Source organism: Algihabitans albus (assembly GCF_003572205.1).
In the GTDB taxonomy this organism is placed as follows: domain Bacteria; phylum Pseudomonadota; class Alphaproteobacteria; order Kiloniellales; family DSM-21159; genus Algihabitans; species Algihabitans albus.
Window position 1 is genome coordinate 154,955 of sequence record NZ_QXNY01000001.1, and the last position, 20,357, is coordinate 175,311.

16 protein-coding genes are annotated in these 20,357 nt (G+C 67.5%); 5 read left to right on the forward strand and 11 right to left on the reverse strand.

Translation table 11 applies throughout. The annotated features are described in order from the left end of the window. Position 1: 1 nt before the first annotated feature. Positions 2 to 1,324: an AmpG family muropeptide MFS transporter gene (locus DBZ32_RS00730; protein WP_119165210.1), complete on the reverse strand. Its 1,323-nt coding sequence runs from the start codon at positions 1,322 to 1,324 to the stop codon at positions 2 to 4. 143 nt (positions 1,325 to 1,467) lie between these two features. On the opposite strand from DBZ32_RS00730, the gene coaE reads away from it, so the two are divergent. Continuing rightward, positions 1,468 to 2,163 carry a dephospho-CoA kinase gene (coaE, locus tag DBZ32_RS00735; RefSeq protein ID WP_119165211.1) on the forward strand — a complete coding sequence of 232 codons (696 nt, stop codon included), beginning with the start codon at positions 1,468 to 1,470 and terminating at the stop codon, positions 2,161 to 2,163. A gap of 4 nt (positions 2,164 to 2,167) precedes the next feature. Next, positions 2,168 to 2,866 (forward strand): DNA polymerase III subunit epsilon, encoded by a 699-nt coding sequence (gene dnaQ / locus DBZ32_RS00740; protein ID WP_119165212.1) that lies wholly within the window; start codon positions 2,168 to 2,170, stop codon positions 2,864 to 2,866. Positions 2,867 to 2,905: 39 nt separating this feature from the next. On the opposite strand, the gene DBZ32_RS00745 is transcribed toward dnaQ, so the two are convergent. After that, the gene (locus tag DBZ32_RS00745; RefSeq protein ID WP_208539057.1) at positions 2,906 to 3,526 is read right to left on the reverse strand and encodes a 2-hydroxychromene-2-carboxylate isomerase; all 621 of its coding nucleotides are present in this window, start codon (positions 3,524 to 3,526) and stop codon (positions 2,906 to 2,908) included. A gap of 98 nt (positions 3,527 to 3,624) precedes the next feature. Then, positions 3,625 to 4,620, reverse strand: coding sequence for an MBL fold metallo-hydrolase (locus DBZ32_RS00750; RefSeq protein ID WP_119165214.1), 996 nt, complete (start codon positions 4,618 to 4,620; stop codon positions 3,625 to 3,627). 561 nt (positions 4,621 to 5,181) lie between these two features. Here DBZ32_RS00750 and DBZ32_RS00755 point away from each other — a divergent pair. Beyond that, entirely contained in the window at positions 5,182 to 6,210 is a 1,029-nt protein-coding gene (locus DBZ32_RS00755; RefSeq protein ID WP_119165215.1) for a transglutaminase family protein, read from the forward strand. A 437-nt stretch (positions 6,211 to 6,647) separates the two neighbouring features. On the opposite strand, the gene DBZ32_RS00760 is transcribed toward DBZ32_RS00755, so the two are convergent. From DBZ32_RS00760 to DBZ32_RS00795, 8 genes are all read right to left on the reverse strand, one after another. Then, entirely contained in the window at positions 6,648 to 7,460 is an 813-nt protein-coding gene (locus DBZ32_RS00760) for a class I SAM-dependent methyltransferase (RefSeq protein WP_208539058.1), read from the reverse strand. Positions 7,461 to 7,492: 32 nt separating this feature from the next. After that, complete coding sequence (locus tag DBZ32_RS00765) at positions 7,493 to 8,749, reverse strand: phenylacetate--CoA ligase family protein (RefSeq protein ID WP_119165217.1); 1,257 nt, start codon at positions 8,747 to 8,749, stop codon at positions 7,493 to 7,495. A gap of 35 nt (positions 8,750 to 8,784) precedes the next feature. Continuing rightward, positions 8,785 to 9,642, reverse strand: coding sequence for an ABC transporter ATP-binding protein (locus tag DBZ32_RS00770; protein ID WP_119165218.1), 858 nt, complete (start codon positions 9,640 to 9,642; stop codon positions 8,785 to 8,787). A gap of 128 nt (positions 9,643 to 9,770) precedes the next feature. Beyond that, positions 9,771 to 11,081 (reverse strand): ABC transporter substrate-binding protein, encoded by a 1,311-nt coding sequence (locus DBZ32_RS00775; protein ID WP_119165219.1) that lies wholly within the window; start codon positions 11,079 to 11,081, stop codon positions 9,771 to 9,773. A gap of 128 nt (positions 11,082 to 11,209) precedes the next feature. Next, positions 11,210 to 12,289, reverse strand: a complete 1,080-nt coding sequence (locus tag DBZ32_RS00780) for a branched-chain amino acid ABC transporter permease (protein ID WP_119165220.1) — start codon at positions 12,287 to 12,289, stop codon at positions 11,210 to 11,212. Positions 12,290 to 12,295: 6 nt separating this feature from the next. Further along, positions 12,296 to 13,306 (reverse strand): branched-chain amino acid ABC transporter permease, encoded by a 1,011-nt coding sequence (locus tag DBZ32_RS00785; RefSeq protein ID WP_119165221.1) that lies wholly within the window; start codon positions 13,304 to 13,306, stop codon positions 12,296 to 12,298. A 47-nt stretch (positions 13,307 to 13,353) separates the two neighbouring features. Beyond that, the gene (locus DBZ32_RS00790) at positions 13,354 to 14,202 is read right to left on the reverse strand and encodes an ABC transporter ATP-binding protein (protein WP_119165222.1); all 849 of its coding nucleotides are present in this window, start codon (positions 14,200 to 14,202) and stop codon (positions 13,354 to 13,356) included. 50 nt (positions 14,203 to 14,252) lie between these two features. Then, positions 14,253 to 16,217, reverse strand: a complete 1,965-nt coding sequence (locus DBZ32_RS00795) for an AMP-dependent synthetase/ligase (protein ID WP_119165223.1) — start codon at positions 16,215 to 16,217, stop codon at positions 14,253 to 14,255. A 284-nt stretch (positions 16,218 to 16,501) separates the two neighbouring features. Between DBZ32_RS00795 and DBZ32_RS00800 the strand changes: the two genes are divergently transcribed. Together DBZ32_RS00800 and acnA are read left to right on the forward strand one after the other, a co-directional pair. Continuing rightward, on the forward strand, positions 16,502 to 17,362 hold the full coding sequence (locus DBZ32_RS00800; protein ID WP_119165224.1) for an alpha/beta fold hydrolase: 861 nt from the start codon (positions 16,502 to 16,504) through the stop codon (positions 17,360 to 17,362). A 276-nt stretch (positions 17,363 to 17,638) separates the two neighbouring features. Beyond that, complete coding sequence (gene acnA, locus DBZ32_RS00805; protein ID WP_119165225.1) at positions 17,639 to 20,347, forward strand: aconitate hydratase AcnA; 2,709 nt, start codon at positions 17,639 to 17,641, stop codon at positions 20,345 to 20,347. The last annotated feature ends 10 nt before the right edge of the window (positions 20,348 to 20,357 follow it).

The following is a 20,357-nucleotide window of genomic DNA, read 5'->3' on the forward strand; positions in this document are numbered from 1 at the left end:
TCTACCCGGCAGGCTCCGTGGCGTTTTGCGTGCCGCTCGGCGGCTTCCGGATCGGATAGAGCCGCGCGAGATGCCAGAGCAGCAGCAGGGCCGGAATCGCCAGCAGGGTTGTGGCGAGGAAGAAACCCGGCCAGCCGAGCCATTCGGCGAACCAGCCCGCGTTGGCGGCCAGCACCGTGCGGCCGAAGGCCATCAGCGAGGTCAGCAGCGCGTACTGGGTCGCCGTGAAGGCCAGGTTGCAGAGCGACGAGAGGTAGGCGACGAAGGCCGCCGAGCCCAACCCGCCAGTGAAGTTGTCCGCCCCCACCGCAATCGCCAGGGCCCGCAGGTCATGCCCCTGGGTGGCCAGCCAGGCGAAGATCAGGTTGGTCGCGGCCTGCAGCACGCCGCCGATCGCCAGGGCCGGCAGGATGCCGAGCCGCGCCACCAGCAGACCGCCGGCGAATACGCCCAGCATGGTCATGACCACGCCGAAGACCTTGGTCACGCTGGCGATCTCCACCCCGGAAAAGCCCAGGTCGAAGTAGAAGGGGTTGGCCATCGCCCCGGCCACCGCGTCGCCGTACTTGTAGAGCAGCACGAAGGCCAGGATCACCAGCCAGCCGCGCCGTTTGGTGAAGTCGGTCAGGGGATCGACCGCCGCGTGGCGCAGCCAGGCCGCCGGCTGTTTCGGCGGCGGCGGGCGGCGGTTGACCGGCTCCGCCCCGATCAGGGTGCCCAGGATGCCGATGCCGATCAGCCCGGCCATGATCGCGTAGACCCAGGACCAGGCGATGAAGTCGGCCAGGGCCAGCGCGCCCGCGCCCGCGGCCAGCAGCCCGACCCGGTAGCCCGCCTGGGTCATGGCGGCGCCGGCCCCCTGCTCGTGGTCTGCCAGGATCTCGATCCGGTAGGCGTCGATCACGATGTCCTGGCTGGCCGAGAGGAAGGCCATCAGCACCGCCGCCAGCGCCAGGAAGCCGAGCGACTGCGCCGGATCGCCCTGCCCCACCAGCACGATGGAGCCGATCAGCAGAAGCTGGATCAGCAGCAGCCAGCCCCGGCGCAGGCCGAACCAGCGGGTCAGGAACGGCAGGCGCACATGGTCGAGCAGCGGCGCCCAGACGAATTTCAGGCTGTAGGGCGTGGCGACGGTCAGCAGCCCGCCGATGGCCGCCAGCCCGACATCGGCCTCGCGCAGCCAGAAGGACAGGGTGGAAAAGCCCAGCAGCAGCGGCAGCCCGCTGGAAAAGCCCATCAGGAAGATGACGAGCTGACGCCGCGTGCGGTACACGGCTAGGGCCTCGCGCCACCCGCGGGTATCGACGGAAAAGAGTGCGGCCATCGGCGGAGGTTCTAGACTGAAGGCCGGGTTCGGGCCAAACCCCAATGTCGGTTGTCGGAACAAACGGCGGAGTTGTGGCCAAACGGCGAAGTCCGGACTCGCAACCGGACGCCGGGATAGAAACTAGGGAGGATGACGCCGCCGTGTTCGTGCTGGGCCTGACCGGCTCCATCGGCATGGGCAAGTCCACGGCGGCCGCCTTGCTGCGCCGCCTGGGCCTGCCGGTGCATGATGCCGACGCCGCCGTGCATCGCCTGCTGGCCGCCGGCGGCGCGGCCGTGGCCCCGGTGCTGGCGGCCTTTCCAGACGTCGCGGCGCCGGACGGCGGCATCGACCGCCGGGCGCTGGGCGCTCAGGTCTTCCGCGACGGCGCCGCGCTGAAGCGGCTGGAGACGCTCCTGCACCCCCTGGTGCGGGCGGAGGCGCTGCGCTTCCTGGCCCGGCAGCAGCGCCTCGACGCCGCGGTCGCGATCCTCGACATTCCACTGCTCTACGAGACCGGCGGGGAAGCCCTCTGCGACGCGGTGGTCGTGGTCACCGCCCCGGCCTGGCTGCAGGCCCAGCGGGTGCTGCGCCGGCCCGGCATGACGCCGGAGACCTTCGCCGCCATCAAGGCCAAGCAGTTGCCCGACGCCGAGAAGCGCCGCCGCGCCGACGTCCTGGTCCAGACCGGCCTGGGCAAGGCCGATACCTTGCGGCGACTCCGCGGCATTGCGAGACTTGCCGCCACCTATCGGGGCCGCGCCTGGCCGCCCGAAAGCGGGCTGCGCGCGGGGCGCGTGACCGCCGGAGGTCCCGTCGCCGGCCGGCGGCCCATGAAGCCGAATCGAGAGGCCTGAGAGAATGCGCGAGATCGTGCTGGATACCGAGACCACGGGCCTCGACCCGCTGCAGGGCCACCGGGTCATCGAGCTGGCGGCGCTGGAGCTGGTCAACCACATGGCGACCGGCCGCTCCTGGCGCGAGTACATCGACCCCGAGCGCGAGGTGGAGGAGGACGCGCGCCGCGTCCATGGCATCGACAACGCCTTCCTGGAGGGCAAGCCGAAGTTCGCGGCGGTGGCCGAGGGCTTCCTGGAGTTCCTGGGCGATGCCGCCATCGTCGCCCACAACGCCGCCTTCGACCTGGGCTTCCTGAAGGCCGAGCTGCTGCGCCTGGGCAAGCCCGAGCTGCCCAACCCCGTGATCGACACCCTGGCGATGGCGCGCCAGCGCTTCCCCGGCTCTCCCAACTCCCTCGACGCCCTCTGCCGCCGCTTCGAGATCGACAACTCCTCGCGGAGCTACCACGGCGCCCTGCTGGACTGCGAACTGCTGGCCGAGGTCTACCTGGAACTCAAGGGCGGCCGCCAACCCGGCCTCAGCCTCGCCGACGAGCGCGCCGGCAGCCGCCAAGGCGGCGGACCTACGCTGGTGTCACTCGACAGCGCCGGTACGAAGCCGCGCCGCGAGCCGCGCCCCCACGCCGCCACGGCAGAGGAGCTGGAGGCGCACAAGGCGATGCTGGAAGGGATCAAGGACCCGCTATGGGGGCGAGGGTAGAAGTTCACGTCGGCGTGAGAGCGAAACCACGCGCCAACTCTAAGAGCTCAGCTGCCGGATAGCCGCCCAGTCCAAGGCATCTTCCAGGCGGTCGTCGCCCCAGAAGAGTTCCTCGCCGACGACGAAGGAGGGCGCGCCGAAGAGGCCCTTGGTCTTGGCGTCCTCGACAGAGTCTCGGAGACGCAGCTTGTTGACCTCGGCGTTGGCCTGCGTGGTCGCGTCGGCCGGGGCGCCCGCCTGGTCCGCAAGCTTGCCGAGCAGGCCTTCGTCGGAGATGTCGGCGCCCTCGACGAATTGAGCCTGGAAGACGCTGCGGCAGAAAGCCTGCCCCCAGTCCGCGTCCAGGCCGATCAGCGCGAGGCGGGCGGCCTTGAGGCCGTTCTGCGGGAAGGGCACCGAGTCTCCCGGCGCGCGGCGTCTGAAGGGAATGCCGAACTTGGCGGCGCGGCGTTCCATGTCCCGCCACATGTAGGCACCCTTCCCCGGATAGAGGTTGAAGGGCGAGGTAGTCAAACCTTGCTCCGCGAAGATCGGCCCCAACAGCAGGGGACGCCAGGCGACGGAAACGCCCCGGTCGCGGGCCAGATCGCTCAGCCGCATCACCGAGAGGTAGGAATAGGTCGAGGCGAACTCGAACCAGAACTCCATCTTCGGCGCCAAGTCCCCCTCCCGATCCCGCGCGTTCGACCTAACTATCGTCCGGCGCGACTATAGCCGGTCGCGCAGCTTAGCCAGACGCCGAATCTGCCGGACCTGCCCTACTCCCACTCCATCTGCTCGAACACGCGCCCCGCATTCCGGGTCGCCAACTGCTCGAAGGTGTCCAGGTGGGCGAAGGCGGCCTGGTCGACGTAGTAGGCCTCTTTCAGGCTGCCGCCGGCGTCGATCAGTGTGCGGATCTCGCCGCGCAGGTGGACCAGGTAGTCCTTCGTGTAGCGGCGCACCTGGTCCATGTTGGTCGGGTGGCCGTGGCCGGGGATGACGTAGGTCGCCTCCAGCGCCTCGAAGCCCTCCCAGCTGTCCAGCCAGGCGGCGGTGTCCGTGTCCTCGAAGATCGGCAGCAGGCGTTCGTGGAAGGCCATGTCGCCGGAGATGACCAGGCTCTGCTCCGGCAGCCAGACGACGATGTCGCCGGGCGCGTGGGCCGGCCCCAGGTTCTTCACCTCGACCCGAAAGCGGCCCATCTCGATGACTTTCTCGTCCTCGAAGGTCTCGGTCGGACCCTGCAGGTCGGTGCCCTCCGCCTTGTCGCGGTTGTAGTCCTGCATACGCGCCAGGATGTCGCCGCCATGGGCTTCGAACTCGGCGGCGGCGTAGCTCTGCGCCAGGATCGGCACCTGCTGCCCGGCCCAGTAGCTGTTGCCCAGCATGGCGTGGCCCTGGCCGTTCTCGTTGATCACCAGCCGCACCGGCTCGTCGGTGATCTGCCTGATCTCCTCATGCAGCGCCTCGGCGAGCTGGGCGCAGGCGCCGGCGTTGATCACGATCACGCCCGCGCCGGTGACGAGGAAGGAGAGGTTGTTGTTGTGCCCCGAGTTCTCGTAGGTCGGCGGCGCGGTGGCGCCGATCGCCGACCAGACGTGGGGAATCACCTCCACCGGCTTCTGATAGAGGACGGACTGCGGATACTGATCGGCGATCTGCTCGCTGGCCGCGGCCGGGGCGGCGGTCAGAAGAGACGCGGCCAGGAGGGAGACAGCAAGGGGCAGCACGGTTCTGGCGGTCGGGATTTGGAGCTGGATCGGGGCGGACATCGGCGGCTTCCTCGGCAGGGGGCGGGACGAGACCGGTCCGGCGTTCCCGGCCTCTCGACGGGCGATCTCGGGAGGTGAAAGCCGCCGGCCCCACCATCATATCTAGAAATCGGAATGTGAAAAGGCTTGGCGCGCCCGGTTCTGGTGCAAGCGTTCTGGTGCGGAGCCCGCAGCTCCGAAACGCCGCTGCGCGGCCCCTCAGCATGACGGGCCGCGTTTGAGAGCCCTCTTCGTCCCGAGCCTGTCGAAGGGTGGTCCCGCGATAGAAAGCGGGCCGCGCGATGCCTCCAGGCCGCGCACAGCGACACCTCCGCAAGGAGATTAACGTTAAGGTTAATTTTTTGACGGATAAGAATGGCAACCCGAGCGGCACCGGGGGGATCTCCGCTTTCCCCCGGCCCGCGATCTCCAACCCGAGCCAGCCATTCAGGCCCAGCCATCTTGTCCCTGCCCTCCGCCCGGCCCACAGTAGGGTCGGGACGCGATCACGGTCGCGGCGGGACCTCCTGGCGGTCACGGAGGCTCGCGACAACAGGGGCGCACGCGCGCCGAGACGAGAGCATGACCACTCTGTCGGTCCGTCACACGACGGTCTATCGCTATGCACGGCCCGTCCGCTTCGGCGAGCATCGCCTGATGTTCCGGCCGCGCGACAGCCACGACCTGCGGCTGGTCGACACCGCCCTGACCATCTCGCCGAACGCCGAGGTGCGCTGGCTGCACGACGTCTTCTCGAACTCCATCGCCATCGCCAGCTTCACCAAGCCGGCCGCCGAACTGCGTTTCGACTCGCGCATCACGGTCGAGCATTACGGCCTGGAGGGCGTGCCGGAGTTCCCGCTGGAGCCCTACGCCCGCACCTACCCCTTCAGCTATTCCTCGCAGGAGGTGCCGGACCTGGGGCGCACCATCGAGCGGCACTATCCCGATCCGGAGGGCAAGATCGACGCCTGGGTCAAAGGGTTCTTTCACGGGCGCAGCTCGCTCGACACCCAGGTGCTGCTGACCGAGATGAACCAGGCCATCGGCGCCCAGTTCGGCTACCAGCGGCGCTACGCCCTGGGCACCCAGACGCCGGTGGAAACGCTGGAGCTGGGCAGCGGGTCCTGCCGCGATCTGGCGCTCTTCATGATGTCGGCGGCGCGCAGCCTGGGCTTCGCCGCGCGCTTCGTCACCGGCTACCTCTACGATCCCGCCCTGGACCGCCAAGGCACGTCGCGCGCCGGCGGACCCGGCCCCTGCCAGCCGGCGCCGCAAACTCCGCCGGCCGGGCCGGTCCCGGGCGAGCCGACGGCGCTCGCCGAGGCGACGCCGCAACCGCTGCCGATCGAGCCGGCGATCCGCGGCGCCGGCGACACTCACGCTTGGGTCCAGATCTACCTGCCCGGCGCCGGCTGGGTGGAGTTCGACCCGACCAACGGCCTGATCGGCGGCAGCCGCCTGATCCGCGTCGGCGTGGCCCGCGACCCCAATCAGGCGATCCCCCTGCAGGGAACCTACAGCGGCGCGCCCGACGACTTCCTGGAGATGTCCGTCGAGGTTGAGGTCACCCGCGTCGAGAGCCAGCCACCGCAACGCGCGGTGGGGTGAACGCGCGGTGGGGTAAGGAGGGGATGCCGCACGCTTGACCGGCCGATCGGGGGCGGCCCTTCGGCAAGCTCAGGATGAAGCGCCGGGTGTGTGTTGAACCGGCGGCACCCCTCATCCTTCATGGAGAGTGGACCGAACGGACGACTCGCCCTTCATGCTGAGCCCGTCGAACCACGAAGGGCACGGCCCGCAAGGACCGTACCGGCGCTGACACAGAATAGATGGGGCCTGAAAAGGCGACGACCCGCCGGGGGTCGGGACCGGCGGGTCGTCTTCCAGCCTGCTTTGGGGGGCATAAGAGGCCGGCTGGGAGCCTCGACAGAGAGGGGAAGTCTCCGTGACTAGGAATATGGTTCTGGAAAGTGGCTCGTACAGGCCCGAATTAAGGCGATAATGTGTTTTCTGGGCAACAGTCGACAAAAAAATGCGATCTTCGCCTATCTATCTGATTTAAAATACTTTTCCGCCAAGAAATAGACCTCATCGCTCTCTCCCAGGATGAAATCGGCGCCCTCGCCGTCGGCGAAAAGGGCGGTGACGGCCAGATTCGCCTCGGTCATCATTCGGCCCAGTTCGGCGATGGTGAAGACCCAGTGGCTCGCATCGCGGACCATCCGCTCCTCACCGCGCGCCAGGCTGTAGCGGGTGTCGAGGCGGCCGGCCAATGGCAGATAGCGGTTCTCCACCGTCACCGCCACGTCGCCGATCTGCAGCTCCACCCGGGGCGCTAGACCGGGCAGCAGGCACTCAGCCGCCATGGCCGAATGCAGCAGCAGGCGGCCACCGGGCCTTAGCGCGCGTCCGAAGCCCTCCAGCACCGAGCGGCAGCCGTCCGGCGGAAAGTAGCCGAAAGAGTTGCCGAGGCAGACCGCGCCTGGAAACAGGCCTTCGAAGGGAAGCGCACGCAGGTCGAGCTGCCGCAGGTCAAGCTCCAGGCCGCTCGCGGCGGCGGCCGTCCGGAGCTCCTCCAGAGCCTCGTTGCTGAGATCGATCGCGGTGGGCGCATAGCCGCGCGCCGCCAGCTCCAGGGCATGGCGTCCGGTGCCGCAGGGCGCGTCCAGAACGGCGTCGCCCTCGTCCAGGTCCAGCAGGTCGGCGGCCAGATCCACCTCGGCGGCGACGCGGGTATCGGGCACGGCCTGGCGCCACATCTCGACCGCCAGACCGGTGAAGAAGCTGCGATACCACTCGGGATCGGGCGGGCCGGGTGTCTCTAAACCGGCAGCGCCGGGCGTCTCCCGGTCAGTCACGACGGCGGCGGCCGGGCAACGGCGCGAAACCGTCACTCATAGCTGCGGGCGTCCTCGATCACCTTACCGTCGTTGGGCAGCTCGCCGGGATGCAGCAGGGTAACCTCTCCGCGCAGCTTGCAGACCGACTGCAGCGTCTCGCCCAGCTTTTCCGGCAAGCCTTCGTAGGAGGTCGTGACCTCGCAGCGCAGGGTCATGCGGTCGGCCTCGCCCTGGCGGTCGACCACCAGCCGGGCCTTGGCGACCTGGGGGTGGCGGGCGACCACGGCAGCCACCTGTTCGGGATGGACGAACAGGCCCTTGATCTTGGCGGTCTGGTCGGCCCGGCCCATCCAGCCCTTGATCCGCAGATTGGTCCGGCCGCAGGCGCTCTGCCCCGGCAGCAGCGCCGAGAGGTCGCCGGTCGCTAGACGGATCATGGGATAGGCCGGGTTGAAGCTGGTCGCCACCACCTCGCCGACCTCGCCCTCCGCAACGGGATCGCCGGTGCCGGGGCGTACGATCTCCAGGAGCACGCCCTCGTCGACCACCATGCCCTCGTTCGGGCCGCCCGGTCCGCCGGTCTCGTAGGCGACCAGCCCCAGCTCGGCGGTTGCATAGCACTGCCGCACGGCGACGCCGCGCTCGGCGTACTCCTGGCGCAGGGAGGGGAAGAGCGCGCCGCCGGAGACCATGGCCTTGGTGATCGAACTCAGGTCGAGGCTTTGTTCGGCGCCCTTGTCGAGCAGCACCTTCAGATAGTCGGGGGTGCCGCACCAAGCCTGGGGCCGCAGGTGGGCGATGGCCTGCACCTGCTGCTCGGTATTGCCGACTCCGGCCGGAATCACGGCGCAGCCCAGCGCCCGGATGCCCCAGTCCATGATCCAGCCGCCGGGGGTCATGTGATAGGCGAAGCAGTTGTGCACGACCTCGCCGGGCCGGAAGCCGGCGGCGAAGAGCGCGCGCGCGATCCGCCCGTAGTCGCTGTCGCGCGCCTCCATCTCGAAGATCGGTCCCGGCGAGACGAAGATCCGCCCGGCCTCGCCCGGCCCGGCGGCGTTCAGTCCACCGAAGGGCGGCAGCGTCTTCTGCAGTTCGATCAGGTCGTGCTTGCGGGTGACCGGCAAGCGCGCCAGGGCCGTCCGGTCGGTCAGGGTGGCCGGGTCCACCCCCTCCAGCCGCTCGGCCCAGCCGCTCGCCAAGGTCTTGAGGCGCTGGACCTGATCGCGCAGGGCCGCGAAGAGCGCCACATCGCGCGCCTCGGGCGCACGGGTCTCCAACTCGTCGAAGTGGGTGGGCGCGCCCGTCATGCTGTCACGAAATCCTTATGTCTGCGCCGCGGGTCTTAGCTCAGCCAGCGCTTGCGGCGCTTGTAGTGCTTGACGTCACGGTAGCTCTTGCGGCCGGTGGCGGAAAGCCCGAGGTAGAATTCCTTGACGTCCTCGTTCTCGCGCAGCTTGTCGGCGGGGCCGTCCATCACCACGCGTCCGTTTTCCAGGATGTAGCCGTATTTGGCATAGCGCAGGGCCACGTTGGTGTTCTGCTCGGCCAGCAGGATGGTGACGCCCTCCTGCTCGTTGATCTGTTTGACGATCTCGAAGATCTGCTCGACCAGCTGCGGCGCCAGCCCCATCGAGGGCTCGTCCAGCAGCACCACCTTGGGCCGGCTCATCAGCGCCCGGCCGATGGCGGTCATCTGCTGTTCGCCGCCGGAGGTGTAGCCCGCCTGGCTGCCGCGCCGGTCCTTCAGGCGCGGAAAGTAGTCGTAGACCATCTCCAGGTCGCGCTGGATGCCGGCGCGGTCGCCGCCGCGCGTGTAGGCACCGGTCAGCAGGTTCTCCTCGACGGTCAGGTGCTCGAAGCAGTGGCGCCCCTCCATCACCTGGATGACGCCGCGCTTGACCAGATCGTTCGGCGTCATGTCCTGGATGTTCTGGCCCTCCAGCTCGATCGTGCCCTTGGTCACCTCGCCGCGCTCGGCGCGCAACAGGCTGGAGATCGACTTGAGGGTCGTGGTCTTGCCGGCGCCGTTGGCCCCCAGCAAGGCGACGATCCCGCCCTTCGGCACCGCCAGGGACACGCCTTTCAACACCAGGATGACGTGGTCGTAGATGACCTCGATGTTGTTGACCGACATCAGGGGCGCTTCGGCGGAGACGGCCGCCTGCGGGGCACCTTCGGCAGCTAGGCTGGGTTGCGACATGACGGCTGATTCCCTTGTCGGCCTCTAGAGATCCCCTGCGAGACGACCCCCCCGCCGCCGGGCGGCGACAGGGGGGTTCGCTCAGAAACGGCAAGGCCCGCTTGCTGCGAAGCCTGCCTTGCGCGGGCTCACTCGCAGGTGCGCGGGGTGATGCCCTTCTCGGCGGCATAGGCCAGAGCATCGGCCTTGTAGGCCTCCTTCAGCGGCCCGCGGCGCGGCATGTACCAGTCGGAAATGATGTTCCAACTCTCGCCGTCCCACTGCTGAACGAAGGCCTGGCCGCCGCCCTCGTGGTCCTCGCAGGTGATCGCCACCGGCTTGGTGAAGCCGTCCATGCCGAGCGACGCCAGCGTCTCCTCGGTCAGGGTCAGCGCCTCCCAACCGTCGCGGATCTGCTCGCCGGTCAGGGTCTCGCCTTCGCCGTGAATCGCTTGGGCGGCCCGGATCGCCTCGACCTGCATGGCCATCAGGAAGATACCGCGGTTGTAGAGGACCTGGCCCCAGGCGGCCTCGCGCGCCGCCTCGGCATCGCCGCCGTAGACATACTCGACGACGTCCTGCAGCACCTCGTAGTCCTCGCCCGGCGCATGGAAGCTCAGGGCCTTGTAGCCGCTGGCGTCGGCCCCAGCCGGAATCACGTCGGGCTCGGACCCGGACCACCAGATGCCGATGAAGCGGTCCATGGGGTAGCCGACGGCCGCCGCTTCCTTCACGGCGGTCGAGTTCATCACGCCCCAGCCCCACATGGCGACCCAGTCCGGACGGATCTGACGGCCGATCTGCAGCCAGGTGGCCTTCTGCTCCAGGCCGGGGTGAGCGACCGGGAAGAGGAACAGTTCGAAGCCTTCTTCCTCAGCCAGCCGCTCGAGCGTGGCGATCGGCTCCTTGCCGTAGGCGCTGTCATGGTAGACCAGCGCGATCTTCTTCCCCTCCAGGCTGCCGCCTTCCTGATCGGCGATGTACTGGGTAATGACGTCGGCGCCCGACCAGTAGGTCAGCGGGGCGCTGAAGACATAGGGGAAGACCGGGCCGTAGGCGGCGGAGGTGCGGCCGTAACCGGAGGTGAAGAGTGGGATCTTGTCCTGCGTCGCCCGGTCGATCAGCGCGTAGGTGATGCCCGTCGACAGCGGCTGGATGCCGGCGGCGGTGTCCCGCTTCAGGCGCTCGTAGCACTCAACGCCGCGGTCGTTGTTATAGCCGGTGTCGCACTCTTCCCAGACCAGCTTGACACCGCCGACGCCGCCGTCGCGCTCGTTGATCAGGGTCAGATAGTCCTCCCAGCCCTGGGCGATGGGAATGCCGTTCGGGGCGTAGGGACCGGACTTGTAGACCAGCAGGGGAATGTACTGCTCCTGCGCCTCGGCCGGCGCCGGAACGGTCGCCGCCGTGGTCAGAAGCGCCGCACCTGCAGCGGCGATACAAAGGGACTTGAACCGCATCTCAATTGCCTCCCTGGAGTTTGGTTCGATCTTTGGTCTTGGATCCCCTTGCGGCCGGTTGCGGCCAGGGACCTGGAAATCAGGCTAGCAGCTTGCTCGGGCACTCGCCACGCCGCAGCGCCCAGCCGTTAGTAGGGGAATGGCCAGAGTCTCAGCTTCTCCTTCGCGAGGTTCCAGAGCCTGGCCAGACCGTGCGGCTCGACGATCAGAAAGAACACGATCAGCGCGCCGAAAATCATGAATTCGATGTGCGCGACCAGCGCCACGGAGATGGTGGGGTCGACCGCCAGCATCCCGTTGCTCAGCGCCAGCGGCAGCAGCACGATGAAGGCCGCGCCCAGGAAGGACCCGAGGATCGAGCCCAGCCCGCCGATGATGATCATGAAGAGCACCTGGAAAGAGCGGTTGATCTCGAAAGCCAGGGCCTCGACCGAGCCGGTGTAGCAGAAGGCCCAGAGCGCCCCCGATATCCCGATGAAGAAGGAGCTGACGGCGAAGGCCGAGAGCTTGGCGAACATCGGGCGGATGCCGATGATCTCCGCCGCGATGTCCATGTCGCGGATCGCCATCCAGGTGCGTCCGATGCGGCTGCGCACCAGGTTCTTGGCAAGCAGCGCGAGCAGCGCCACGAAGACCAGCAGAAAGAGGTACTTGGCCTCCGGCGTTCCGGAGGTGCCGGTGACCACCACGCCGGGGATCACCTCGCGCGGTGGCGCCGAGATAACGCCGGAGGGGCTGTAGTTGGTCCACCAGCCGAACTTGTTGAACATCCAGACCAGGAAGAACTGCGCGGCCAGGGTGGCGACCGCCAGGTAGAAGCCCTTGATGCGCAGCGAGGGGATGCCGAACAGAATGCCGACGAAAGCGGTGCCGAGGCCCGAGAGCAGGAAGATCGCGACGATGTGGATCTCGGGGAAAGCGATGGTCAGCTTGTAGGCGAAGAAGGCGCCGCAGGCCATGAAGCCGCCGGTGCCGAGCGAGAGCTGTCCGCAGTAGCCGGTCAGGATGTTCAGCCCGATCGCCGCCAGCGAAAAGACCAGGAAGGGCACCAGGATCGAGTTGAGCATGTACTCGCTGGCCAGCATCGGCACGGCGAAGGCCGCGAAGGCCAGCAGCAGCAGAACCCCCCACTTGTCCTGGGCGATCGGAAAGAGGGATTGGTCCGCGGCGTAGCTCGTCTTGAACTGGCCGGCTTCACGGTAAAGCATAGCGGTCTAGACCCTCTCGATGATCTTTTCGCCGAAGAGTCCCTGCGGCCGGAACAGCAGGAAGACCATGGCAAGCATGTAGGCGAACCAGTCCTGGATGGCGCCGCCGATGGCGGAGCCGACGAAATTCTCGGCGACCTGCTCGCCGGCGCCGATGATCAGGCCGCCGATGATGGCGCCGGGGATCGAGGTGAAGCCGCCGAGGATCAGGACCGGCAGCGCCTTCAGCGCGATCAACGCGAGAGTGAACTGCACCCCCAGCTTGCCGCCCCACATGATGCCGGCGACCAGCGCCACGATTCCCGCGACCGACCAGACGATGGCCCAGATGGTCTTGAGCGGAATGCCGACGGACAGCGCCGCCTGGTGGTCGTCGGCCACGGCGCGCAGAGCGCGGCCCGTGCGGGTGTACTGGAAGAACACCGCCAGCACGGCCACCAGCAAGGCGGCGCAGAGCGCGGCGATCACGTCGAAGGCGTTGACCAGCAGGCCGCCGTCGAAGACGCCGGGCAGCAGGAAGATGGGGTCCTTCGGAATCCCGATGTCCAGCACCTTGACGTCCGACCCCCAGAGCGTCTGCCCGAAGCCGTCCATGAAGTAGAAGATACCGATGGTCGCCATGAAGAGGATGATGTGCGGCTGGTTGACCAGCGGGCGCAGCACCACGCGCTCGACGGCGATGGCCACCAGCACCATGACCCCGGCGGTCAGCACGAAGGCGATGATCCAGTGCAGGCCCATCTCCATCAGGCCGACCATGGTGAGCGCGCCGAAAAGGACGAAGGAGCCCTGGGCGAAGTTGAAGATGCCCGAGGCCTTGAAGATCAGCACGAAGCCCAGCGCGACCAGCGAGTACATCACGCCCTGCAGCAGGCCGTTCAGGATGACCTCGAAGTAGAAGGTCCAGGTGAAGAAGCTGATCAGTCCGGCCGCCGCCAGCCCCTGATGAAAGTATCCCAGGGCGGCGATGATGACCGGGACGGACAGGACCCAGATGGCGATCGTTCGGAGGTTCATGGTCTGCTTCTAAGTCCTCTTGGCCCGCGCTGGCGGCTGACCGCAGTCTAGTGGCTGACGCCCAGGTAGGCGTCGATCACGGCCTGATTGCCGCGCACGTCGTCGGGCGTCCCGTCGGCCAGCTTGCGGCCGTAGTCGAGCACCACCACCCGGTCGGAGATGTCCATGACCACACCCATGTCGTGTTCGATCAGCGCGATGGTCGTGCCGAACTCGTCGTTCACGTCCAGGACGAAGCGGCACATGTCCTCCTTCTCCTCGACGTTCATGCCGGCCATCGGCTCGTCCAGCAGCAGCAGCTCCGGCTCCATCGCCAGGGCGCGGGCCAGTTCGACGCGCTTCTGCAGGCCGTAGGGCAGGCGGCCCACAGGGGTCTTGCGGATCGCCTGGATCTCCAGGAAGTCGATGATTCGCTCGCAGAAGGCGCGATGCTCGCTCTCCTCGCGCTGGTTCGGGCCCCAGTAGAGCGCCTGCAGGAAGATGTTGGATTTCATCTTGAGCAGGCGGCCGGTCATGATGTTGTCGAGCGTCGACATGCCCTTGAAGAGCGCGATGTTCTGAAAGGTGCGCGCGATTCCGGTGCTGGCCGCCTCGTGCGGACGCATCGCCTTGCGCGCGCGCCCCCGGTACATGATCGAGCCTTCCTGGGGCGTGTAGAAGCCGTTGATCACGTTCAGCATCGACGACTTGCCGGCTCCGTTCGGGCCGATGATCGCGCGGATCTCGCCCTTCTTGATGTCGAAGGAGATGTCGGTCAGCGCCTTCACGCCACCGAACCGCAGCGTGATGTTCTTGACCTCCAGCAGCGTCTCCGAGAACTGCCGGTCGGCGGCCGGAGCGGCGGCGGCGAGACCGGCGGCGGGCTCGGCGGTTGCAGTTTGCGAGGCGTCTGGCATCGGCAGGCGGCATCCAGGTTGATGGAGTGGGGACGTTCGGCGCCGAGGCGCTACTCGGCGGCGGCCTTCTGTGCAGTCGGCGCGGCGGCGACCGGAAAGGTCTCGGCCTGCAGGATCTTCAGGTTGGCTTCGATCTTGCCCTTGCGGCCGTCCTCGAAGGTCACCTCGGTAGAGGCGAAGATCTCGTCCTGGCCACTGTAGAGCGCGTCGATCAACTGGCCGAACTTCTCGGCGATGATCCGGCGGCGCACCTTGCGCGTGCGGGTCATCTCCCCGTCGTCGGGATCCAGTTCCTTGTGCAGGATCAGGAACTGCTTGATCTGGGTATGGCCCAGATGGCTGTCGCTCGAGAGGTCGCGGTTCACCGATTCGACATGGGCACGGATGATGTCGCGTACCTGAGGGTGCTGCGACAGCTCGATGTAGCTGGCGTAGGCGATGTTGTTGCGCTCCGCCCAGCTCCCGAGCGCGGTCAGGTCGATGTTGATGAAGGCGGTGGCGTGGTCGCGCTCATGGCCGAAGGTCACGGCCTCTTTGATGTTCGGGAAGAACTTCAGTTTGTTTTCCAGGTACTTGGGCGCAAAGATCCTGCCGTCCGTCATGCGGCCGACATCCTTCGCGCGGTCGATGATCCGCAGGTGTCCCCGGTCGTCGAAAAAGCCGGCGTCGCCGGTGTGGACCCAGCCGTCAGGCGTCTTGGTCTCGGCGGTCGCCTCGGCGTTCTTGTAGTACTCCAGGAACACGCCGGGACCGCGGAACAGCACCTCGCCGTCCTCGGCGATCTTCACGTCGACGCCGGGCGCGGGTTTGCCGACCGTGTCGGCATAGATCTCGCCGTCCGGCTGGATCGTGACGAAGACGCTGGCCTCTGTCGAACCGTAGAGCTGCTTCAGATTCACGCCCAGCGAGCGATAGAAATCGAAGATATCCGGGCCGATCGCTTCACCGGCGGTATAAGCCAGGCGCACGCGGGTCAGGCCGAGGGTGTTCTTCAGGGGCCCGTAGATCAGCAACTCGCCGAGTCCGTAGAGCAGACGGTCGCCGAAGGGCACTTGCTGCTTGTTCAGGATCTTGATCCCGACCCGCTTCGCGACGCCCATGAAGTAGTGGAACATCTTGCGCTTCGGGCTGCTGGCATCCTCCATCCGGACCATGACGGTGGTCAGGATGTTCTCGAAGATGCGGGGCGGCGCGAAGAAGTAGGTTGGCCCCAGCTCACGCAGGTCGTGCATCACCGTGGCGCCCGACTCGGGGCAGGAGACGCAGAAGCCGGCGGCATAGCTCTGCGCGTAGGAGAAGATGTGGTCGCCGACCCAGGCCATGGGCAGGTAGGCCAGCATGTCTTCCTTGTCGGTCAGGCCTTCGAACTCGGCGCCGTTGCGGGCCGACTGCAGCACGTTGTCGAAGCTCAGGACCACGCCCTTGGGGTTGCCGGTGGTGCCCGAGGTGTAGGCCATGATCGAGACGTCGGAGCCCTTGGCCTTCTTCGCCTCCTCGACGAAGAACTGCGGGTGGCGCCGGGCGAAATCGCGCCCTTCGGCCAGCAGCGCATCGTAGTGATGCAGGAAATCCTGGGTGTAGTTCCGCAGGCCGCGCTCGTCGTCGTAGACGATCTGCTTCAGGGTCGTCGTGCGCTCCATCACCTCAAGCAGCTTGTCGACCTGCTCCTGGTCCTCGACCAGCGCGAAGCCGACCTCGGCATGGTCCAGCACGAAGGCCATCTCGGCGGCCACGGAATCCTGATAGAGCGGCACCGGCACCCCGCCCAGGGCCTGCACGGCGCACATCGACCAGTAGAGACGCGGGCGGTTGTCGCCGACGATGGCCATGCGGTCGCCGCGCCGGAAGCCGCGCTGATGCAGGCCGCAGGCCAGCGCCTCGATCTCCTCGCGCGCTTCCCTCCAGGTGTTGGTCAGCCAGATGCCGTAGTCCTTCTCGCGCATCGCGGGCGCGTCGGGACGAACCTCGGCATGGTGCAGCAGCAGCTTCGGAAAAGTGTCGAGCTCAGTGCTCATCCTGGCCTCCAAGCTTGAGAGACCCGAAAGGCACCGGTCGGACTCGTAGCGTTTGAGGGTGGAGCCTCTTGCTCCCCGTCCCCGTCCGGCTCCCGAACGATGCTCTTTCCAGGTCCCGCGGCTTCTTGACCATCCGGTAGGTGCCTGAGAGCCCTGCGACTCTCGGCCCGCCGACCGCGTTGACCCGACCTCCCGAGCTATGCGTTTTCTTTCTACTTTACGTACCGCCAAGGCGGTCGCTAGCACTAAAGGCGAAAAGGTCGGATACCGTCAAGGCCCCAGCGATGACAGCACCGAAAGCAACGAGCCGCGCGCCGAGCGCCGAGGACGGATATTTGGCGGCCGCCGGCGATCGCCTTGCGATTCGCCGGCTAGCACAACCGGAAGACATCCCCCGGCAAACGACGGGAGGCACCGCAGCGCCGACCCTTCTGTTCCTGCATGAAGCCCTGGGGTCGATCGGACAGTGGAAGGACTTTCCCGAGGCGCTGGTCGCCGCCACCGGCCTGCCGGGTTTGGTCTACGACCGGCGCGGCCACGGAAATTCGGAGCCGTTGACCCCGGAGCCGCTCACTCTGCCGCGCCCCAAGGACTACCATCAGACCGAGGCCGCAAAGATTCTGCCGGCGCTGCTCGATGCCGCCGGAATCGAGCGGGCGATCCTGGTCGGCCATTCCGACGGCGGCACCATCGCGCTGCTCGCCGCCGCGGCCCTGCCCCGGCGGATCGCCGCCGTGGTCAGCGAGGCCGCCCACGTCTTCATCGAGGAGATCTCGCGCCAGGGCATCCGCAACGCCCAGGCCGCCTGGCAGCGCGGCGAACTGGGCGGCCTGGAGCGCTACCACGGCGACAAGACGCCGAACCTCATGCGCGCCTGGGCCGAAACCTGGCTGAACCCCGTTTTCGACGACTGGTCGACCGAGGTCGAGCTGGCCGGCGTGACCTGCCCGGTACTGGCCATTCAGGGCGTCGACGACCACTACGGCAGCCCGGAGCAGGTCGCCCGCATCTGCGCCGGCGTCGCCGGCCCGGCCGAGCCCCTGCTGCTGCCCGACTGCGGCCACACCCCCCACCGCGAGCAGCGCGACTGGGTGCTGAGGGCGATCCGCGATTTCCTCGCGGAGCACGCGCTGCTGCCCAGGTAACTGCCCTCGCGATAGCTGGCCCGACACATCGCCGTCTGGACAGACGGATTCGAATCCATACATTAGCGGCACGTTCGAATGAGCGGTTTCCCGCGTACATGGTCGCTACCGGTCGCGGGGCGCTCCGCACGACGAAGGCGGTTCGCCCTCACTCTCTAGGGGAGATCCGGCCGTAGTCCGGCTGCGGGGCGTCCGCCGTCGGCCTGTCTGCGCATGCGCCCCGGGGCACGACAGCCCCCAAGAGGCGCCGGATAAGCGATTGGGAGATCGAAAGCCGTGAAACTCGGGAAGGACAGCCTGAACACCCGCCGCCAACTGACGGTGGGGGGCAAGAGCTACGACTACTACAGCCTGGCGGAGGCGGAGGCGCAGATCGGCGATATCAGCCGCTTGCCCTTCTCGCTGAAGGTGCTGCTGGAAAACCTGCTGCGCTACGAGGACGGCCAGAGCGTCACCGTCGACGACGTCAAGGCCCTGGTCCAGTGGGTCGCCGACCGCAGAAGCGACAAGGAGATCGCCTATCGCCCGGCCCGCGTCCTGATGCAGGACTTTACCGGCGTACCGGCGGTCGTCGATCTGGCGGCCATGCGCGAGGCCATGACCAAGCTGGGCGGCGATCCGGAGAAGATCAACCCGCTGAGCCCGGTCGATCTGGTGATCGACCATTCGGTGATGGTCGATGCCTTCGGCGGGCCCGGATCCTTCGCCAAGAACGTCGACCTGGAGTTCCAGCGCAACGGCGAGCGCTACGAGTTTCTGCGCTGGGGCCAGGGCGCCTTCCAGAACTTCCGCGTTGTCCCGCCGGGAACCGGCATCTGCCATCAGGTGAACCTGGAGTACCTGGCCCAGGTCGTCTGGACGAGCGAGGTCGACGGCAAGACCGTGGCCTATCCTGACACGCTGGTCGGCACCGACAGCCACACCACCATGGTCAACGGCCTCTCGGTGCTCGGCTGGGGCGTCGGCGGGATCGAAGCCGAGGCGGCGATGCTCGGCCAGCCGGTCTCCATGCTGATCCCCGAAGTGATCGGCATGAAGCTGACCGGCGAGTTGAAGGAGGGCACCACCGCGACCGACCTGGTGCTGACGGTCACCGAAATGCTGCGCAAGAAGGGCGTCGTGGGCAAGTTCGTCGAGTTCTACGGCGACGGCCTGAAACATCTGACCCTGGCCGACCGCGCCACCCTCGGCAACATGTCGCCGGAGTTCGGCAGCACCTGCGCGATCTTCCCGATCGACCGGGAAACGCTGCGCTATCTGGAGTTCACCGGCCGCGACCCGGAGCGCGTGGCCCTGGTCGAAGCCTACGCCAAGGCGCAGGGCATGTGGCTGGACGAGAGCCGGCCGGACCCGGTCTTCACCGATAGCCTCGAGCTCGAGCTCTCCAGCGTCGAACCCTCGCTGGCCGGGCCGAAGCGCCCGCAGGACCGCGTGCCGCTCTCGACCGCCGCCAACGCCTTCGCGAACCACCTCGGGACGGAACTGACCGGCGATGCCGCTGCGTCCGCGGACAAGGGGATCCCGGTCGAAGGCAGCGACTACGACCTGAACCACGGCGACGTGGTGATCGCGGCCATCACCTCCTGCACCAACACCTCCAACCCCAGCGTCATGATGGCGGCGGGCCTGGTCGCCAAGAAGGCGCACGAGCTGGGCCTGACGGTGAAGCCCTGGGTCAAGACCTCGCTGGCCCCCGGCTCCCAGGTGGTGACCGACTACCTGGAGGCCTCGGGCCTGCAGACACACCTCGACGCCCTGGGCTTCGACCTGGTGGGCTACGGCTGCACCACCTGCATCGGCAACTCCGGGCCCTTGCCCGAACCGGTCGCCAAGGCGGTCGAGGAGGGCGACCTTCTGGTCTGCTCCGTGCTGTCGGGCAACCGCAACTTCGAGGGCCGGATCAACCCGCACTGCAAGGCCAACTACCTGGCCTCGCCGCCGCTGGTGGTCGCCTACGCCCTGGCCGGCTCGCTGAACGTCGATCTCTTCAAGGACCCGCTCGGCGAAGGTAAGGACGGTCAGCCGGTCTATCTGAAGGATGTCTGGCCGACCAACCACGAGATCCAGGAACTGCTGCTCTCCAGCCTGACGCCGGAGATGTTCCGCGGCCGCTACGCCGACGTCTTCAAGGGTCCGGAGGAGTGGCAGAAGATCAAGACCAGCGAAGGCGAGACCTTCACCTGGAGCCTGGGATCCACCTACGTCGCCTATCCGCCCTTCTTCGACGACGTAGCCCCCGAGCCGGCGCCGATCGAGGACGTCTCGGGGGCCCACCTGCTGGCCGTCCTGGGCGATTCGGTGACCACCGACCACATCTCGCCGGCCGGCGCGATCAAGCGCGAGAGCCCGGCGGGCGACCACCTGCTGGAGCATCAGGTGCCGCAGAAGGACTTCAACTCCTACGGCGCGCGCCGCGGCAACCACCGCATCATGATGCGGGGCACCTTCGCCAACATCCGCATCCGCAACGAAATGGTGCCGGGGGTCGAGGGCGGCTTCACCAAGCACCTGCCCGGCGGCGAGGTCATGGCGATCTACGACGCCGCCATGAAGTATCAGGAGGAGGGCGTGCCGCTGGTGGTGGTCGCCGGCAAGGAGTACGGCACCGGCTCCTCGCGCGACTGGGCGGCCAAGGGCACCCGTCTGCTGGGCGTCAAGGCCGTGATCGCCGAGTCCTTCGAGCGCATTCACCGCTCCAACCTCGTCGGCATGGGCGTGCTGCCGCTGCAGTTCCAGCAGGGCACCGACCGCAAGTCGCTGAAGCTGACGGGCGCCGAGACTTTCGATCTGCACGGCCTGTCGGAAAACCTGGCGCCGCGCGTCGAGGTGCCCTGCACCATCCACCGCCCGGACGGCAGCAGCGAGGAAATCTCCCTGCTCTGCCGGATCGATACCGCCGACGAGCTGGCCTACTACCGCAACGGCGGCATCCTGCACTACGTGTTGCGCAACCTGATGGCGGAAGATCGGGTCGCGGCCGAGTAGACCTTGGGAT

Bases quoted from the DNA above. Each gene is read 5' to 3' on its own strand.
- DBZ32_RS00780 (WP_119165220.1), bottom strand. From the start codon at position 12,289: ATGCTTTACCGTGAAGCCGGCCAGTTCAAGACGAGCTACGCCGCGGAC.
- DBZ32_RS00790 (WP_119165222.1), bottom strand. From the start codon at position 14,202: ATGCCAGACGCCTCGCAAACTGCAACCGCCGAGCCCGCCGCCGGTCTC.
- DBZ32_RS00800 (WP_119165224.1), top strand. From the start codon at position 16,502: ATGACAGCACCGAAAGCAACGAGCCGCGCGCCGAGCGCCGAGGACGGA.
- DBZ32_RS00765 (WP_119165217.1), bottom strand. From the start codon at position 8,749: ATGACGGGCGCGCCCACCCACTTCGACGAGTTGGAGACCCGTGCGCCC.
- DBZ32_RS00755 (WP_119165215.1), top strand. From the start codon at position 5,182: ATGACCACTCTGTCGGTCCGTCACACGACGGTCTATCGCTATGCACGG.
- DBZ32_RS00775 (WP_119165219.1), bottom strand. From the start codon at position 11,081: ATGCGGTTCAAGTCCCTTTGTATCGCCGCTGCAGGTGCGGCGCTTCTG.
- DBZ32_RS00750 (WP_119165214.1), bottom strand. From the start codon at position 4,620: ATGTCCGCCCCGATCCAGCTCCAAATCCCGACCGCCAGAACCGTGCTG.
- DBZ32_RS00770 (WP_119165218.1), bottom strand. From the start codon at position 9,642: ATGTCGCAACCCAGCCTAGCTGCCGAAGGTGCCCCGCAGGCGGCCGTC.
- dnaQ (WP_119165212.1), top strand. From the start codon at position 2,168: ATGCGCGAGATCGTGCTGGATACCGAGACCACGGGCCTCGACCCGCTG.
- DBZ32_RS00785 (WP_119165221.1), bottom strand. From the start codon at position 13,306: ATGAACCTCCGAACGATCGCCATCTGGGTCCTGTCCGTCCCGGTCATC.
- DBZ32_RS00730 (WP_119165210.1), bottom strand. From the start codon at position 1,324: ATGGCCGCACTCTTTTCCGTCGATACCCGCGGGTGGCGCGAGGCCCTA.
- DBZ32_RS00795 (WP_119165223.1), bottom strand. From the start codon at position 16,217: ATGAGCACTGAGCTCGACACTTTTCCGAAGCTGCTGCTGCACCATGCC.